This is a genomic window from Parasphingomonas puruogangriensis (genome assembly GCF_036663635.1).
Classification (GTDB): Bacteria; Pseudomonadota; Alphaproteobacteria; order Sphingomonadales; family Sphingomonadaceae; genus Sphingomonas.
The window spans coordinates 166,695-181,162 of sequence record NZ_JAXOJI010000004.1 but is presented as its reverse complement, the minus strand read 5'-3'; the positions used below and the strand labels follow the sequence as shown (position 1 = coordinate 181,162).

Genomic DNA, 14,468 nt, shown 5'->3' with positions numbered 1-14,468 from the left:
GGTCCCCGTGTTTGATAAAAATGCCTTGAGGCCGCGGAACCAATTTTCATTGGCGCAACGGCACGTCACTGAAGGCGATATAGGGGGGCTTTCGCTTGCCGCAAGATTTGCCCGTGCCTAGAGTCGCTTGATCCATCCCGAAGCGGGAGAATCCCACCTTGCGTCTTGCATTGTCCGTTCTTGTCCCCACGCTGCTGCCCATGGCGATGCTGGCCGCCTGCAGCCCGCCACCGCAGCTCGATGCGGATCACGGTTACGTCCGGCTGGCGGCAGTGAAGGGCAATCCGGCGGCGGCCTATTTCACGCTGCATGGCGGCCAGGCGGATGCGACGCTGATCAGCGTCGGCAGCACCGTCGCGATCCGTGCCGAGATGCACGAAACGATGAAATCGGGGTCGATGGCCAGCATGAAGCCGCTCGCCCAGGTCGCCGTGCCCGCCGCCGCGACGGTCGAATTCGCCCCGGGCGGCCGCCACGTCATGCTGTTCGACATGAACCCCGGCATCAAGCGCGGCGCGCTCGTGCCGTTGGTGTTCCAGTTCAGCAACGGCGTCCGTTTCGAACGCAAGGCCATCGCCATCGCCGCCGGCGATCCCCCGCCGGAAGAGTGAAGGGCCTTTCGCTTTTTAAGCCCTCTCCCATTCTCTATGGGAGAGGGTTGGGTGAGGGTCTTCTTCTGCTTCTTCTCCTCCCGATCAGAAAAAGAAGAAGACCCTCACCCAACCCTCTCCCGCGAAAAGCGGGAGAGGGCTAACACGACCCAATGACCAACCGCCCGCTAACCCCCGCCGAAACCACCCTCGCGCGCTCGGTCTTCGGCAGCGCGATCGATTACGCCCCGGTGCGCATTGTGCACAAGAAATGGGCCTTCTTCCAACCCCGCGACACCGTCATGGCCCCGCGCGGCAACATCCATTACCACCCGCACGGCACGCTTTACCGTGATGATTTCGCCGCCGCGTCGCTCGGCGACCAGGGCCTGTTCATCCACGAAATGACCCATGTCTGGCAGCACCAGCGCGGCATCGTCCTGCCGCTCAAGCGCCACCCCTTCTGCCGCTACGATTACGCCATCCGCCCCGGCCTGCCGCTCAACCGCTACGGCATCGAGCAGCAGGCCGAGATCGTCCGCCACACCTTCCTGCTACGCTGCGGTTGCCCGGTCAGCGGCGCGCCACCGCTGGCGCGTTACGAGACGATCCTGCCGTTCGGCACCGGCGGCGCCTAGAGCGCCGCCAGATCGATCTCGGCAAAGCGATCGACCACTGCCTCGGCGGCCGGCATGGGATATTTGAGCCCCGTCGCGCAGTTGAACAGCACGCTGCTCTCCTCTTCGTCGATCCACCCCAGCCGCAGCGCTTCGCGATACGCCGCCAGCGTAGCGCCGCCCTCCGGGCACAGCAGCAGCCCGTCCTGCTTCGCCGCGTCGTCCACCGCCTTGAGGATCGCCGGATCGCCCACCGCCATCGCCTTGCCGCCGCTTTCGCGCACGGCGCGCAAAATCAGGAAATCGCCCACCGCCTTGGGCACGCGGATCCCCGCCGCGACGGTCGCCGCATCCTCCCAGCGCTCGGCATGTTCCAGTCCCGCCTCGAACGCCCGCACGATCGGCGCGCAGCCGCTTGCCTGCACCGCAAACATCCGCGGCCGCTCCGGCCCGATCCAGCCGAGCTGCTCGAGCTCGTCAAACGCCTTCCACATCCCGATCAGGCCGGTGCCGCCGCCGGTCGGGTAGAAGATATTCTTCGGTAACAACCACTTGAACTGAGCGGCCAGCTCCAGCCCCATGGTCTTCTTGCCCTCGATCCGATACGGCTCCTTGAGCGTCGAAAAGTCGAACCACAGCCCCTGTGCGGCACCTTTGGCAACAATCGCCCCGCAATCGTCGATCAACCCGTTGACGCGGTACACCCGCCCGCCCTGCAGCGCGATCTCGCGCACGTTGATCTCGGGCGTATCGTCCGGGCAGAACACGATCGTCTCGATCCCGCAGCGCGTGGCATAAGCGGCCAGCGCCGCGCCGGCATTGCCGTTGGTCGGCATGGCGATCTTGCGCACCCCCAGCGCCTTGGCCATCGCCACCGCCATCACCAGCCCGCGCGCCTTAAAGCTCCCGGTCGGCAACCGCCCCTCGTCCTTGACCAGCACGTTCGGCCCGCCCGACTTGGTCAGCGGAAGGAGCGGCGTCTCGATCTCGCCCAGGCTGACGATATCGGCCGTCCGCCGCACCGGCAGCAATTCGCGCCAGCGCCACAGATCGGTTTCGCGCGCCTCTAGCATCGCCTTGGGCAGGAACGCCTTGATCGCCGCCAGATCATAGCGGACAAGCAACGGCCGCCCGGCGCGCGACAGGCCGTGCAGCTCATCGGCCTCATAACGCTCGCCGGTCAGCGAACATTCGAGATGCGTGACGAAGCTCGGGCGATCGACCGTGATGTTGGCGTTCATTCGTTCTCCGTCACCCCGGACTAGTTCCGGGGTCCACAGCGCCGCGACACAACGGCTAAATGTCTTGCGGCCCGGTGGATGCCGGAACAAGCCCGGCATGACAGCGAAGCATTATCCGGCAGCCTTCGCCACGCCCACCAGCGCCGGGCGCAGCAGCCGGTCCTTGATCATATACCCCGCCTGCATTTCCTGGACGACCGTGCCGGGCTTTTCATCGCTGGGCAGTTCGAACATCGCCTGGTGGCGGTTGGGGTCGAGCGTTTCGCCCATCACCGTCATCTTGGTGATGCCGTGGCGCTGGAACACCGATTCGAGCTCGCGCCCGGTCGCTTCCAGCCCGGCCACCAGTCCCTTCATCTTTTCACCGGCGCGCAGGTCGGCCGGAATGGCTTCCAGCCCCCGCGCGAGATTGTCTGCGACCGATAGCAGGTCGCGGGCAAAGGCAGTCGCCGCATAGGAGCGCGCATCCGCCGCTTCTTTTTCGGCGCGGCGGCGCACATTCTGTTGCTCGGCATGCGCATACAGCAAGGCTGATTTGGCTTCGGCGAGCTGTGTCTCGAGTTCGCCGACCCGGTCATGCTCGGCCAGTTCGGGCGCTGCTTCGGCGGTTTCTTCGCGCAGGTCGAAAGCGTCGGTCTTAGCGGTATCTTGCTCGGTCATGTCGGTCCTGAAATCCCAATTTGGTCAGCCGCGGCCCATCAATCTGGCGAGCGTCGCAGCGGTGAAATCCACCATGGGCACGACGCGCGCATAGTTCAACCGCGTCGGCCCGATCACCCCGACCACGCCGACCACGCGACCGTCCAATCCGCGGAACGGTTTGGCGATCACCGACGAGCCCGACAGCGAGAATAATTTGTTCTCGGCGCCAATGAAGATGCGCGTCGCATCGCCCGCGCTGGCGCTATCGAGCAACCCGGCAATTTCCTGCTTGCCTTCGAGATCGTCGAGCAGATCGGTGATCCGTTCGAGCTGCGCTGCATCCGCCGCATCGATCAGCCGCCCCTGCCCGCGCACGATCAGCACCGGGCGGCGATCACCATCCTCGCTCCACACCGCCAGCCCGCGCTCGATCAGGTCGCGCGCCGCGCCGTCGAGCAACGCGCGCTCCTCGCCGATCTCGCGCTCGATCTTTGCGCGTGCCTCGCCCAGCGTCAGGCCAGAGAGCATCGCGGTCATATAATTGCCCGCCTGCACCAGCGCCGACAGATCCACCCCGCCCGGCAGATCGATCACGCGGTTCTCCACCGCGCCTTCTTCGCTGACCAATACGGCGAGCGCCTTGTCCTGCGACAGCGGCACGAAGCTCATCTGCCGCAGCACCAATTCGCGCTTCGGCACCATCACCAGCCCGGCACAGGCCGACAGTCCGGACAGCGCAGCGGTGGTCGCAGCGAGCGCCGCCTCGACTGGCCCCGGCTGCGACACGCGCGATTCGATCGCCGATCGCTCCTCCGCGCTCGGCTCCAGCGCCTGCATCATCCCGTCGACGAACAACCGCAGCCCGGATTCGGTCGGCAACCGCCCCGCGCTGGTATGCGGCGAGGCGATCAGCCCCAGCTCCTCCAGGTCCTGCATCACGTTGCGGATCGACGCGGGCGACAAATTGAGTCCAGATCTGAGCGCGATCGTCCGCGATCCCGTCGCCGCCCCGGTATCGAGATAGCTCTCCACCACCACGCGAAAAACATCGCGCGCGCGGTCGTTGAGGTCGCTGATCGGGGGAGCCATCATATGGGACATATGGGGGGTTTTGCAGGACGGCTCAACGGCCTCGGCAGTTTGCATGGTAAACCGCCCTTACCACCAACCACCGTCACCCCGGACTTGGTCCGGGGTCCACCAAATGGCAAACCCGGTCATCGCTGATCCAGTGAGCGATCGCGGCACGGTGGACCCCGGAACAAGTCCGGGGTGCCGGAAAATGGGCGGGCGATCCCACGAGGTAATCCGCACTGGCAATGTTGGATTTCCTTTGAAACAATCCCAGTCGATCTTTCTCAGCGTCGGGCACCGAATCTCGCGGGCGGCAGCACGTAATCGCCCACGGTGCCGGACAGCACCGCAAACCCACGTCGTTGGCCTAACGTTAGCTTAACCTTTCGATTCCAGCGGCAGCGTTTTGCCCTAACTTTAGCCTAACTTTCCGATCGCACCCCGCCAGGGGTGACACGCCCTCCCTCGCTGGCTACGGCTCGCGCCACACATTCCCAGGAGACTTCCCATGCGCCCATCCGGCCGCACCCCCGATCAGATGCGCGTCATCACGATCGAACCGCGCTTCACCAAACATGCCGAGGGCTCCGTGCTGATCGGCTTCGGTGACACCAAGGTGCTGGTCACCGCCTCGGTCGAGGAAAAGGTCCCGCCGTTCATGCGCGGCCGCGGCGAAGGCTGGGTGACGGCGGAATACGGCATGCTGCCGCGCGCGACCAACACGCGCAACAATCGCGAAGCCGCCAAGGGCAAGCAATCCGGCCGCACGCAGGAAATTCAGCGCCTGATCGGCCGCAGCCTCCGCGCCGTCACCGATATGAAGCTGCTCGGCGAGCGCCAGATCGTGCTCGATTGCGACGTGATCCAGGCCGATGGCGGCACGCGCACCGCGTCGATTTCGGGCGCCTGGGTAGCGCTGCGCCTCGCCATTGACGGGCTGCTGGAAAGCGGCAAGCTTACCGCCGATCCGCTGACGCAGAAGGTCGCGGCGATCTCGTGCGGGATCTATCAGGGCACGCCGGTGCTAGACCTCGATTATGACGAGGACTCGAACGCCGACGCCGACGCAAACTTCGTGCTGCTCGAAAACGGCAACATCGCCGAGGCGCAGGCCACCGCCGAAGGCGCGACTTACGACGAGGAAGCTTTGCTACGTCTCCTGCGTTTGGCCCGTATCGGCTGCGCAGATATCTTCGCGGCGCAAGCAAAGGCAGTGGCAAAATGAGTGGTGAAGGTGACCAGCCTCAGGCGATCCGCAAGCTGAAGCCCGGCCCGCTGGTCATCGCCAGCCACAATGAGGGCAAGGTGCGTGAAATCCGCGCCTTGCTCGGCCAATACGGGATCGAGCCGGTATCCGCTGCCGAACTCGATCTGCCCGAGCCGGAAGAAACCGGCACCACCTTCGTCGCCAATGCCGAACTGAAGGCGCTGCAGGCTGCCGACCTTTCCGGCTTGCCGGCCCTGGCTGATGACAGCGGCCTGTGCGTCGATGCGCTGAACGGTGATCCCGGTATCTTCTCGGCGCGCTGGGGCGGGCCGTCGAAGAACTTCGTGCTGGCGATGGAATCGGTCGAATCGAACCTTGCCGAACAGGGCCCGGATGCCAGCCGTGCCGCGCACTTCGTCTGCGCGCTCGCGCTGGCCTGGCCCGACGGCCATGTCGAATGGTTCGAAGGCCGGGTCGATGGCACGCTGGTCTGGCCGCCGCGCGGCGATAACGGCTTTGGCTATGACGCGATGTTCGTCCGCGATGGCGATACCCAGACGTTCGGGGAGATCGATCCGGACCTGAAGCACAGCATCAGCCACCGCGCCGATGCGTTCCGGCAATTGGTCGCGGCGGTTCTCTAGCTACAACGCGCCCGCCAGCGCGAGCACCACCCCGATTCCGACCAGCAGCAAGCCGACCGCTTCGCTCGCGCGCATGCGCTCGCCGAGATAGAAATGGCCGAACGCCATGGTGAAGGCGATCTCGACCTGCCCGACGATGCGCACCAACGCCACCGGCGCCGAGGCAAAGGCGGTGAACCAGCATGCGGAGCCGAGCGAGGACATCAGCCCGACCTGCCCCGCCACGCGCCAATTGGCGAACACCAACGGCACCTGCTCGCGCTCGCGCCACCACACATAGCCGCCTTGCAGCAACGTCTGCAGCGCTACCACTGCGGCCAGCGTCAGCAGCCCGGCGCGGACATGATCGTCGCCGGTGCCAAGTTCCATCGTCGCCCGGCGCACCCCAATCGTGGTGAGCGAGAAAAAGAAGCCCGACGCGACACCGTAGATCGCCGCCTTCTGCCCGAGCGAGCGCAGCAGCTCGATCGGCCCCATGCGCTTGCCGCCGGTCGACAGGATCATCACGCCGACCACGCCGCTGGCGATGCCCAGCCAGACGAGCGGCGCGAGACGATCGCCGAGCAGCAGCACCGAGAGCAGGGCGCTCTGCATCGCCTCCGTTTTGGAATAGGCCGTGCCGACGACGAAATTGCGCTCCTCGAACGCCATCAGCAGGAGGTTCGTGGCAATGATCTGTGCCAGCCCGCCGGCGGCGGCGAACAGGAAGAACCACAGGTTGAGGTGCGGCAAGGCCGCGGGCGCAATCAAGAACTGGTAGCCGCCGGCCAGCGCCAGCGCGATCGGCAGGCCGTACAGATAGCGTACCAGCCCCGCGGCATTGACCGACAGCGCCTTGCCCACGCGCCGCTGCACCGCCGTGCGCCACGCCTGCAGCGCGCCAGCGAACAGCGTCGCGGGGAGCCAGATCGGGAGAGTGATCACACTTGTTCGAGCAACCGCTCCCGCGCAATCCGCTCCTTCCACACCAACGGCGCGAGTTGGTGCACGTTCGCCCCCGTGGCGTCCACCGCCACCGTCACCGGGAAATCCTGCACCTCGAACTCATAGATCGCTTCCATCCCGAGATCGGCAAAGCCGACCACCTTGGAGCCCTTGATCGCCCGCGCCACCAGATACGCCGCGCCGCCCACCGCCATCAGATAGGCGCTCTTGCCCTCGGCGATGGCCTTGGTCGCATCCGCCCCGCGCTCGGCCTTGCCGACCATCGCCAGCAATCCCTGGTCGAGCATCATCCGCGTGAACTTGTCCATCCGCGTCGCGGTGGTCGGGCCGGCCGGGCCTACGACTTCTTCGCCGATCGGATCGACCGGCCCGACATAATAGATCACCCGGCCCTTGAATTCGACCGGCAGCGGTTCGCCGGCATCGAGCATGTCCTTGATGCGCTTGTGCGCGGCGTCGCGCCCGGTGAGCATCTTGCCGTTGAGCAGCAGTCGATCGCCCTGCTTCCAGCCCTGCACGTCGGCCGGCGTCAGCGTATCGAGATCGACGCGGATCGCGGCGCTGTCAGGCTGCCAGTCGACCTTGGGCCATGCGTCGAGATCGGGTGTCTCGAGAAACGCCGGGCCCGAGCCGTCGAGCGTGAAATGCGCGTGGCGCGTCGCGGCGCAGTTGGGGATCATCGCCACCGGCTTGCCCGCGGCGTGGCAGGGCGCGTCGAGGATCTTGACGTCGAGGATGGTCGAGAGACCGCCCAGCCCCTGCGCGCCGATGCCGAGCGCGTTGACCTTGTCGAAAATCTCGATCCGCAGCGCCTCGATATCGTTGCGGGGTCCGCGCGCCTTGAGCGGGCCCATGTCGATCGGCTCCATCAGCGCCTGCTTGGCCAGCAGCATGCAATGTTCGGCAGTGCCGCCGATGCCGATCCCGAGCATGCCCGGCGGGCACCAGCCGGCGCCCATTTGCGGCAGCATCTCGAGCACCCAATCGACGATCGAATCGCTCGGGTTCATCATCTTGAACTTCGACTTGTTCTCGGATCCGCCGCCCTTGGCCGCGACATCGACCGAGACGGTATTGCCCGGCACCATCTCGACGTGCAGCACGCACGGCGTATTGTCCTTGGTGTTGCGCCGGGTGAAGGCGGGATCGGCCAGCACCGAGGCGCGCAACTTGTTCTCCGGGTTGAGATAGGCCAGCCGCACACCCTGATCGACGATCTCCTGCAGCGAACGCGTCGTCTCGTCGAAGCGGCACTCCATGCCCCATTTGACGAACACGTTGACGATGCCGGTATCCTGGCAGATCGGGCGATGCCCTTCGGCGCACATGCGGGAGTTGGTCAGGATTTGCGCGATCGCATCCTTCGCCGCGGGGCCCTGCTCGGCCTCATACGCCGCGCCCAGCGCGCGGATATAATCCATCGGATGATAGTAAGAGATGAACTGCAGCGCGTCGGCGACGCTTTCGATCAGATCGGCTTCGCGGATGATGGTGGTCATGGAGGAGCGGTTCTCACGGACTAGGGAATGCGCCTCCCTTAACCGCCTTTTCCTGCTTTCCAAAAGAGCCGGATAAAATTGCGCGTTCACCACGCGATGAAACCATTTTGGCAAGGACTTGACCCTATGCTGCGCGCATGGCCGTCTCCTTCCATCCGTTCCGCGCGGTTACCGCCACAGCAGGCGCGTTTCGCGACGACTTGATCTCCGGCGGCGGCAATCGCGACGGGTGCCAGAACGCGTTACGCCGGCAACTGGCGCAGCTGCGGGCGGGCTGGCCGTTCGCGCTGGTTGCGCTAATCATCGCGCCGGCAATGCTTTGGGCGGCGGCCCTGTCGCAGCAGCGCGCCGATCTGCTAACGGCAATCCAGATTCGTGGCGGCGCGGTGGTCGGCGCCGGCGTGCTCCTGCTATTGCTGCTGGTCCTGCCCGTGGGCCGACGGCTGTCGCCGCACGCGCAGGTTCGCGCTGCCACGCTGAGCGGCGGCTGCATCGCCGCAGCGTTGTTATCGCTGCTCGGAATCAGCGGCCGCCTCGCGCTCGGGCCCAGCCACCTCGCCGGCTTCGTCGCGATGTTCGGCTCGATCATCGTCGTTGCAGCGGTGTTGCATCCGGTGCGCGCGGCGACGATCGGCTTTGCCGGTGCGCTGGTCGCGGGGATCATCGTGGAAAGCGGGCTCGGCCTGGCGGCGGTGATCGCCATGGTCTTCCTGCTGTGCCTGGCGATCGCGTCGTACAGCATGGTGCGGCTCGACCGCGCCGCGATCGACGCGCGCGATGCGACCGACCAGCACGCCCGGCTGACGACACGGCTGGTCGAGGAATATGAGGCAAACACGACCGGCTGGTTCTGGCAGACCGACAGCCACGGCCGCGTCACGTATCTTTCCGCCAAGGTGGCGGACGAACTGGGTAGCGGCGATGCCACCGGCAGCGCACTGACCGCCTTGTTCCGCGTCGATAGTGCAGCGCCCGAAACCGAACGCACGCTCGCCTTCCATCTCTCCGCCCGCACGGCATTTTCCAACTATTCGGTACGCCCGGCGAGCGGCGGCACGCTGGAACGCTGGTGGTCGATCAGCGGCCGCCCGGTCAGCGACGAGCTCGGCCGATTCCAGGGCTTTGTCGGCAGCGGCAGCGATCTCACGGAAAGTCGCCGCGCGGATGCGGAAATCAACCGCCTGGCGCTGTTTGACGGCCTGACAGGGCTGGCCAACCGCCAGCGCATGCGCATGGCGCTCGATCAGACGCTGGCGAGCGGCACGGCACGCACCAGCGCGTTGCTCCTGCTCGATCTCGATCGCTTCAAGGCGGTCAATGATACGCTTGGCCATCAGGTCGGCGACGCGCTGCTCAAGCAGGTCGGCCAACGGCTGACCCGCGCGGTCGGCGAGACCGGGCTGGTCGGGCGGCTGGGCGGCGACGAGTTCCAGATCGTACTGCCGACGGAAGGCAATCGCGAGCGGCTGAGCGAGCTGGCCCGCACGATCATCGCCGCATTGTCGCAGCCCTATTTCATCGACGGGTCCTCGATCACGATCGGTTGCTCGGCGGGCATTGCCATCGCGCCGGACGATGGCCGCGACGCCGAGACGCTGATCCGCAACGCCGATCTCGCACTCTACGCTGCCAAGGCCGACGGGCGCGGCGTGCATCGCTTCTTCCGCGGTGAATTGCTCGCCGGCGCCAAGAGCCGCAAGCAGCTCGAGGACGATCTGCGCACCGCCTTGGTGCAGGATCAGTTCCATGTCGCCTATCAGCCGGTGGTCAGCACCAAGACCGAACGCATCGTCGGCTATGAGGCACTGCTGCGCTGGGACCATCCGACGCGCGGCGCCGTCTCGCCGGCCGATTTCATCCCCGTGGCCGAGGAGTGCGGGCTGATCGAGGCGATCGGCGAATGGGTGCTGCGCACCGCGTGTACCGAGGCGGCGGGCTGGCCCAACGACGTCCGCGTCGCGGTCAACGTCTCGCCGATCCAATTCGCCAATCCCGCCCTGCCCACGGTGGTGACCAGCGCGCTGGCCAAATCCGGCATCCGTCCGGCGCGGCTCGAGCTGGAGATCACCGAAAGCGTGTTCCTGACCGAGGACGCGACATCGGACCACATGTTCAAGATGCTCAAGGGTCTAGGCGTTCGGCTGGCGCTCGACGATTTCGGCACCGGCTATTCCTCGCTGGGCTATCTCAAGAAAGCGCCGTTCGACAAGATCAAGATCGACCAGAGCTTCGTCAAAGGCGCGGCGATTCCGGGCAATCGCAACACCGCGATCATCAAGGCGATCGTCACGCTCGCCGATACGTTGGGCATGGAAACCACCGCCGAGGGGGTCGAGCTGCAGGACGAAATCGCGCTGATCCGCGATCTCGGCTGCAGCCACATCCAGGGCTATGTCTATGGCAAGCCGGCGCGCGCCAGCGAAGTGCTCAAGCAGCTGGCTGCGGCGGACGGCATGGCGACGGCGGGCGGCTACCGCGTCAGCCGCTCGCCGCGCCAGACGATGCTGCGGAGAGCGCGGATCAGCGCCGGCGAGGTGCAGGGCGAGATCCGCATCCGCAACATATCCGCGACCGGCGCGATGATCGACGGGATCGATGTCGACGAGAGCGCGATCGGCCTCGATATCCTGATCGAGCTGATCGAGGACCAGATGTTCCCGGCCAAGCTGCGCTGGGCAGCGGACGGCAAAGCGGGGCTCGAATTCGCCGAGCATTTCAACCTCGAGCGGCTGAACACCGGGACGATGGCGGTGCCGGTACGCCGCTCAGCCTGACCTAGCCCTCCGTTACCGGGAGGGGAGCGACATCAGCCCTTGGGCCGGGGCTTCACGTCGATCGTGCGGATGCGCCATTGCTGTTGTGACTTGGGCCCGCCGACGCCCTCGACGATGCGGTGCAAGGTGACCTTGCCGAGCATATAGACCGGCGTGCCCGTGGTCAGCCGGCCATAGACCTGCACCGGGACAGTGACCCAGCGCTGGCTCATGCCCGCATCGATCGCACCGGGCGCGCCGACATTGGCGTGATATTCGCTGAACTTGGCGAAGCTTGCGGCGAAAGCCTTGGCGCTCATCCCCGAATCCGCGCCATCATGCCCCCAGAGGCGCCAGGCACGGGCGTATTTCTGCTCGCCGAGCAGCGCATAATAGGTCTGCACCACATCCGCCGCGCCTTGCGCACTGTCGGCAGTGAACGGCGCTTCGGAGATTGGCGTGCGATCGTCGGGCAGGCCGCCGGGCGTGCCGGGCGCGGGCGGATCGAGCGGCGCCAGCGTGGCGGCAGGCGACGGGCTCGGCACGGGAGTCGGTCGGGCCAGCAGGGCGGTGCTGGGCGCCGCTGCCGGTGGGGCCGGCGTGGCGGCGGCGTAGGTATCGATGCTGTTTTCGGCGGCCTCGGCGGCGGCATCGATATCGACATTGTTCGCCGGCGGCGTGTCGGCCGGGCCGCAGCCGGCGAGCAACACGGGAAGCACGAGGAACAGACGCATAGGGGCACCTTCGGGACACGGGTCGGAGCCCTTCAACGCGGCCCCGCCCCCGCCCGTTCCGCGATCTAGCGCGGCGGCGCGCTGAAATCGGCGAAGCGTTCGTTGCCGATAAAGCCCAGCCGCGTCACGCCGGCGCCGCGGATCGTGGCCAGCGTCTGCGCGAACCGCTCGTAGCGCGCCTGCGGCTCGGCCTGGATGTGCAACTGCGCATTGTCCTCCTTCAGGAACCGCGCCAGCCGCGCGGGCAGCGCCGCTTGCGCGATCGGCGCGCCATCCCAGACGAGCCCGCCCGCCGCGGTCAGCGCGACGCGGTGGATCGTCGCCGGCGTGCGCTCGGCCGGCCCCTGCGGCAGATCGACGGGGATCTTGTGCGTCATGATCGGGATGGTCAGGATCATCATGACCAGCAGCACGAGCAACACATCGATCAGCGGCGTGATGTTCATTGCCGTGAACAGCGGCTCGTCCTGGGCGGGGCGGTACGAAGTGGAACGGGCAGTCATAACACCTTGTCCCTTCTATCGCAGCGGGGCGCTGCTGACGTGATGTTGTATCATCTATTTCGAGCCGTCAAGCGGCACCGAAAGTAACGAAAGTTACACCACGTCCCGCTCGAAATCCCCCTCGGCCGGGTCGCCCGCGGCGGCGGTGCCGCCGCATTCGGCGCGTTCCGCCTCGAGCCTGTACGCCGCCTCGAACGCCTGATCCTCAAGATCCGCCAGGCTGTCGCGCAGGCGCCGGGCGGGCAATTCGCACGGATCGACGGTCAGCTGCACGCCACTGGGCGGGGCATAGCGCAGCGGATCGCGCGTGCGCAGCAGGAACATGACGAGCCGCTCGTCGTGCCGGATGCGCTCGCCGATCTGCTCGCCGTGATAGAAGATCGGCCAGGACACGCCGTGCAGCGCGCGCGAAAAGGCATTGTCGGCGATGCGGCGCACGGCATAATCGAGCGCGTTTTCCCAGGCCGCGCGGAAGCCGGCGGCATGCGGATCGGCGCGCAGCCGATAGGCCGAGACGCGCGCCATGCCGACCGCCTTGCACGCCTCGGCGATGCAGCCGCATTCGGCCAGCGCGGTGATGAACGCCACCTGCTTGTCGGGCGTCCAGCCATCCTCGCGCTGCGCGCGGGGGACGGGGGTGAAATCGGGGAAGAATTCGGGCTCGGGGGCCGCGGCGGGGCGGGATTTGCTGGCCATCGACTCGCTCCTTGAGGGTTGGAGCGGATTTAGATAACCATATCGGTTCGTGTAGGACAGCGGTTTTTGCCAGCGTTGGGCGCGCCGCGCAGCGACGCCCGTCCGATCAGAAGCGGCGCTGCCCGGGATCATAGGGTTCGCACGATCCGGCGAAATTGCTCATCGAGCCGCTGATGCTGATGTCGCCGGTGGCGCGATTGACGTTGATCAGCGGGGCATAGAGGATGCCGAGTTCGACCTTGCCGCGGATCTCGCTCTCGCTGACCTGGAACTTGATGATCGGCGACCAGCTGCGCCCGGGATTGTTGCGCAGCATCTCTGGCGGCAACAGCGCCTCCGCCTTGCCGCCGCGCACGCGCACCTGCACGACGCCGCGGAACGGATCGCGGAACGTGCGGAACTGCGCCGGCGGCTTGGGCTTGCCCGGTTCGGCACGCGCGACATTGGTGGTGTAGCTGACGTCGCCACGACCATGACACATCAGATCGACGGTGAGGTCCTCGCCTTGCACCGGCGCGGCGGCGAGCATGGACGCGATGAACAGCAATGACGGCATGATGATCCCCCCCGGATGATGGCCCTCCCCAGGGCGCGGGGGCTATGTGCCGGGGGTGGGAGGGGGTCGTCAAGGGCGAGCGGTCGGATCTGGGACCCGGTTTTCGGAAGAAGCATATCGCCTCGATGAATCCGGGCGCCCTCGATCGCCATCGGACCGAGCCAAGTAAAGGACCGGCTGACCTTGAGCGACAGTTCCATCGCCAGGACATCGATGTGGCGACGCTAGACAGGACGAGCGCGGTGCGGCGGCCGTTTGTACTGTCGTGGCTCAGGGCCATGGTGCGCTTTTCTTCGTCCGCTGGAGCGCATATATTTACCCTATGACGCCGATCGCCCTTCCCGCCGAGAAGCTTGCCGCAAGAGGGCGGGAGGAGTCCGGTTATGCGGCATGGCAGCGCGCGAAGATCGAGCGCGGATTAGCGCAAAGCCGCGACCGCGCGGCGATGATCCCGGTCGAGCAGGTGTGGCGCGACCTCAAGCTTGAAGGTTAACCTCACGCCGCAGGCGCGGGACGATTTGGTCGCAATCCACGAATGGATCGCGCAGGACAATGAGCGGGCGGCCGAGCGGGTCGTCAGCCGGCTACTCCAGACGGCGATGATGTTCGGGCAGTTTCCGAAGCTGGGTCGGCTCGGCGAGGTTGCAGGTACCCGCGTGTTTGCCGTGGCGGGGCTACCGTATCGAATCATCTTTGCAATTGCGCCGGAGGGGGAAATCGATGTGCTCACCGTGCTGCATACGAGGCGGAACTATCCGCCAGTCTAG

16 protein-coding genes are annotated in these 14,468 nt (G+C 66.2%); 7 read left to right on the top strand and 9 right to left on the bottom strand.

Features of this window, described 5'->3' with window-relative positions:
- Window positions 1-158 precede the first annotated feature (158 nt).
- Window positions 159-611 (top strand): copper chaperone PCu(A)C, encoded by a 453-nt coding sequence (locus tag U1739_RS11970; RefSeq protein WP_332708311.1) that lies wholly within the window; start codon window positions 159-161, stop codon window positions 609-611.
- A 152-nt stretch (window positions 612-763) separates the two neighbouring features.
- Window positions 764-1,228, top strand: coding sequence for a vgr related protein (locus U1739_RS11965; RefSeq protein WP_332708309.1), 465 nt, complete (start codon window positions 764-766; stop codon window positions 1,226-1,228).
- Here the strand turns inward: U1739_RS11965 and U1739_RS11960 are convergent.
- From U1739_RS11960 to hrcA, 3 genes are all read right to left on the bottom strand, one after another.
- Window positions 1,225-2,448, bottom strand: a complete 1,224-nt coding sequence (locus tag U1739_RS11960) for a threonine synthase (RefSeq protein WP_332708307.1) — start codon at window positions 2,446-2,448, stop codon at window positions 1,225-1,227. The genes U1739_RS11965 and U1739_RS11960 overlap by 4 nt on opposite strands.
- Before the next feature lie 111 nt (window positions 2,449-2,559).
- Complete coding sequence (gene grpE / locus U1739_RS11955; protein ID WP_332708306.1) at window positions 2,560-3,108, bottom strand: nucleotide exchange factor GrpE; 549 nt, start codon at window positions 3,106-3,108, stop codon at window positions 2,560-2,562.
- 24 nt (window positions 3,109-3,132) lie between these two features.
- Window positions 3,133-4,182: a heat-inducible transcriptional repressor HrcA gene (hrcA, locus tag U1739_RS11950; RefSeq protein ID WP_332708304.1), complete on the bottom strand. Its 1,050-nt coding sequence runs from the start codon at window positions 4,180-4,182 to the stop codon at window positions 3,133-3,135.
- 490 nt (window positions 4,183-4,672) lie between these two features.
- Between hrcA and rph the strand changes: the two genes are divergently transcribed.
- Window positions 4,673-5,389, top strand: coding sequence for a ribonuclease PH (gene rph / locus U1739_RS11945; protein WP_332708302.1), 717 nt, complete (start codon window positions 4,673-4,675; stop codon window positions 5,387-5,389).
- Window positions 5,386-6,015, top strand: a complete 630-nt coding sequence (rdgB, locus tag U1739_RS11940) for an RdgB/HAM1 family non-canonical purine NTP pyrophosphatase (protein WP_332708300.1) — start codon at window positions 5,386-5,388, stop codon at window positions 6,013-6,015. Before rph ends, rdgB begins: the two co-directional genes overlap by 4 nt.
- On the opposite strand, the gene U1739_RS11935 is transcribed toward rdgB, so the two are convergent.
- Both U1739_RS11935 and U1739_RS11930 read right to left on the bottom strand, forming a co-directional pair.
- Window positions 6,016-6,939: an EamA family transporter gene (locus U1739_RS11935; RefSeq protein ID WP_332708298.1), complete on the bottom strand. Its 924-nt coding sequence runs from the start codon at window positions 6,937-6,939 to the stop codon at window positions 6,016-6,018.
- Window positions 6,936-8,459 (bottom strand): fumarate hydratase, encoded by a 1,524-nt coding sequence (locus U1739_RS11930; RefSeq protein WP_332708296.1) that lies wholly within the window; start codon window positions 8,457-8,459, stop codon window positions 6,936-6,938. The genes U1739_RS11935 and U1739_RS11930 overlap by 4 nt, the downstream gene beginning before the upstream one ends.
- A gap of 137 nt (window positions 8,460-8,596) precedes the next feature.
- Between U1739_RS11930 and U1739_RS11925 the strand changes: the two genes are divergently transcribed.
- Window positions 8,597-11,233, top strand: a complete 2,637-nt coding sequence (locus U1739_RS11925; RefSeq protein ID WP_332708294.1) for a putative bifunctional diguanylate cyclase/phosphodiesterase — start codon at window positions 8,597-8,599, stop codon at window positions 11,231-11,233.
- Window positions 11,234-11,265: 32 nt separating this feature from the next.
- Here U1739_RS11925 and U1739_RS11920 read toward each other — a convergent pair whose 3' ends face one another.
- The 4 genes from U1739_RS11920 to U1739_RS11905 form a co-directional block, all read right to left on the bottom strand.
- Window positions 11,266-11,946 (bottom strand): hypothetical protein, encoded by a 681-nt coding sequence (locus tag U1739_RS11920; RefSeq protein ID WP_332708292.1) that lies wholly within the window; start codon window positions 11,944-11,946, stop codon window positions 11,266-11,268.
- 65 nt (window positions 11,947-12,011) lie between these two features.
- Window positions 12,012-12,449 carry an ExbD/TolR family protein gene (locus tag U1739_RS11915; protein WP_332708290.1) on the bottom strand — a complete coding sequence of 146 codons (438 nt, stop codon included), beginning with the start codon at window positions 12,447-12,449 and terminating at the stop codon, window positions 12,012-12,014.
- Between the two features lie 93 nt (window positions 12,450-12,542).
- Window positions 12,543-13,145 (bottom strand): hypothetical protein, encoded by a 603-nt coding sequence (locus U1739_RS11910; protein ID WP_332708288.1) that lies wholly within the window; start codon window positions 13,143-13,145, stop codon window positions 12,543-12,545.
- Window positions 13,146-13,251: 106 nt separating this feature from the next.
- Complete coding sequence (locus U1739_RS11905; RefSeq protein WP_332708287.1) at window positions 13,252-13,701, bottom strand: hypothetical protein; 450 nt, start codon at window positions 13,699-13,701, stop codon at window positions 13,252-13,254.
- 322 nt (window positions 13,702-14,023) lie between these two features.
- Here U1739_RS11905 and U1739_RS11900 point away from each other — a divergent pair, with 322 nt between their 5' ends.
- The gene (locus U1739_RS11900) at window positions 14,024-14,194 is read left to right on the top strand and encodes a hypothetical protein (protein ID WP_332708285.1); all 171 of its coding nucleotides are present in this window, start codon (window positions 14,024-14,026) and stop codon (window positions 14,192-14,194) included.
- Window positions 14,195-14,219: 25 nt separating this feature from the next.
- The gene (locus U1739_RS11895) at window positions 14,220-14,468 is read left to right on the top strand and encodes a type II toxin-antitoxin system RelE/ParE family toxin (RefSeq protein WP_332708284.1); all 249 of its coding nucleotides are present in this window, start codon (window positions 14,220-14,222) and stop codon (window positions 14,466-14,468) included.

Bases quoted from the DNA above. Each gene is read 5' to 3' on its own strand.
- U1739_RS11965 (WP_332708309.1), top strand. From the start codon at position 764: ATGACCAACCGCCCGCTAACCCCCGCCGAAACCACCCTCGCGCGCTCG.
- U1739_RS11960 (WP_332708307.1), bottom strand. From the start codon at position 2,448: ATGAACGCCAACATCACGGTCGATCGCCCGAGCTTCGTCACGCATCTC.
- grpE (WP_332708306.1), bottom strand. From the start codon at position 3,108: ATGACCGAGCAAGATACCGCTAAGACCGACGCTTTCGACCTGCGCGAA.
- hrcA (WP_332708304.1), bottom strand. From the start codon at position 4,182: ATGATGGCTCCCCCGATCAGCGACCTCAACGACCGCGCGCGCGATGTT.
- rph (WP_332708302.1), top strand. From the start codon at position 4,673: ATGCGCCCATCCGGCCGCACCCCCGATCAGATGCGCGTCATCACGATC.
- rdgB (WP_332708300.1), top strand. From the start codon at position 5,386: ATGAGTGGTGAAGGTGACCAGCCTCAGGCGATCCGCAAGCTGAAGCCC.
- U1739_RS11930 (WP_332708296.1), bottom strand. From the start codon at position 8,459: ATGACCACCATCATCCGCGAAGCCGATCTGATCGAAAGCGTCGCCGAC.
- U1739_RS11925 (WP_332708294.1), top strand. From the start codon at position 8,597: ATGGCCGTCTCCTTCCATCCGTTCCGCGCGGTTACCGCCACAGCAGGC.
- U1739_RS11920 (WP_332708292.1), bottom strand. From the start codon at position 11,946: ATGCGTCTGTTCCTCGTGCTTCCCGTGTTGCTCGCCGGCTGCGGCCCG.
- U1739_RS11915 (WP_332708290.1), bottom strand. From the start codon at position 12,449: ATGACTGCCCGTTCCACTTCGTACCGCCCCGCCCAGGACGAGCCGCTG.
- U1739_RS11910 (WP_332708288.1), bottom strand. From the start codon at position 13,145: ATGGCCAGCAAATCCCGCCCCGCCGCGGCCCCCGAGCCCGAATTCTTC.
- U1739_RS11905 (WP_332708287.1), bottom strand. From the start codon at position 13,701: ATGCCGTCATTGCTGTTCATCGCGTCCATGCTCGCCGCCGCGCCGGTG.
- U1739_RS11900 (WP_332708285.1), top strand. From the start codon at position 14,024: ATGACGCCGATCGCCCTTCCCGCCGAGAAGCTTGCCGCAAGAGGGCGG.